The sequence below is a fragment of the Campylobacter sp. GB48 genome (genome assembly GCF_049221845.1).
GTDB classification, from domain to species: Bacteria; Campylobacterota; Campylobacteria; order Campylobacterales; family Campylobacteraceae; genus Campylobacter_D; species Campylobacter_D lari_C.
The window spans coordinates 1-1,477 of record NZ_JBMJAR010000051.1; the positions used below are offsets into that span (position 1 = coordinate 1).

General features: G+C 30.1%; 1 pseudogene. It reads right to left on the minus strand.

Annotated features, from left to right (window positions below):
• A pseudogene (locus tag ACOTVC_RS08675) lies at nt 1-1,477 on the minus strand (hypothetical protein); the annotation flags it as partial.

The following is a 1,477-nucleotide window of genomic DNA, read 5'->3' on the forward strand; positions in this document are numbered from 1 at the left end:
TAATTAACATATCTCCATTATTGGTTATAGTTCCTACTACTGAGTTATTTTTTAAATCTAAATCAGCTTTAGCACCTTCATTGTTTGTGATAGAGCCTATGGTGCTATCATTTAGTTTGATACCACCATTGCCTATAATACCTGAGTTTTCTATAGAACCTATGGTGCTTTTTTCTAAGTTTATACCTTTTTCAATAGTTCCACTATTGTCTATATTTACTATAGTGCTTTGTTTTAGATTGATACTATCTTGAATAGTTCCACTATTTAAAATCTTATCTATTTGAGAATTATCTTTTAAATCAATAGATTTTTCTATGGTTTTTTCATTAATGATTGAACTTATATAAGATTTTTTATTTAAACTAATACTACCTGAGATAATATTTTTATTATTAATAGCTCCTATAATCTTAGAACCATCATCAAGATTGATATTGCCCTTGATAGTTCCTTCATTTAAAATAGCATTGCCTTGAGTATTAAAGTTAAAACTACCGTCTTTATTAGGAGATAATGCTGCTATGGTAGCACCATTTTTTAAATCAATTACATTACCAGTATTATTATTTACTAAACTTCCGGTATTATTATTTACCCCTATGGTGCCTTTGTTGTAAATACCCGCAGTTCCTCCTGCTATGAGAGCATTAGAACCTTCGAGTTTGATATAGTCTTTAATGTGCTGATTAGCACCATTTACATATATACCTGCACCACTTTGACCTAGTATGGTTCCTTTATTGGTAATGGTGTTGATACTACTTCCTGATGCACCACCATGAAGCATAATACCATTTGCAGACCCAAACATTGAACCTGAATTGTTAAGAGTTTCTATTACACCAGCTTTACCTTGTCCATAATTTTTGATTTCAACACCATTTGTTGCTTGAATAAAACCACTATTTTCAAAAGTTTTTAAACTACTCAAATTAGATATATGTACTCCAGAATTACCAGCAATAATAGTCCCTTTATTTTGTATTAAATCAGCTTGAGTACCAGTCCAATCAATATAAGATATCTTTATACCTTCTTTGGTAGATTTTATGATACCTGTATTCTCATTTATAAAGGTACCTATTTTACCCCCAGCTGTATATATACCACCACTATCCCCTCCAGAACTATTTTCTATAAGTCCTGAATTTGTAAAGTTTTCAATAGTGCTAGTAACAATAAATACTGTTCCATATCCTTTATTATTTATAATAGTTCCATTATTGTTAAAGGTGCCAATAAAAGCCTTCTGTGGATCTCGATTAACATCTCCTAAATCTACACCACCTATAGTTCCTTGATTATTAATATTATTAATCTTACCATTTTTAGCAATCTTAATACTACTTATAAAACCAGTATCACTATTATTCAAATTTTCAATAGTAGAGTTACTAGCAATAGAAACACCACGACTACCACTAATAGTGCCTTTATTGTTTAAAGTAGATATATTAGTTCCACTTGCTACATT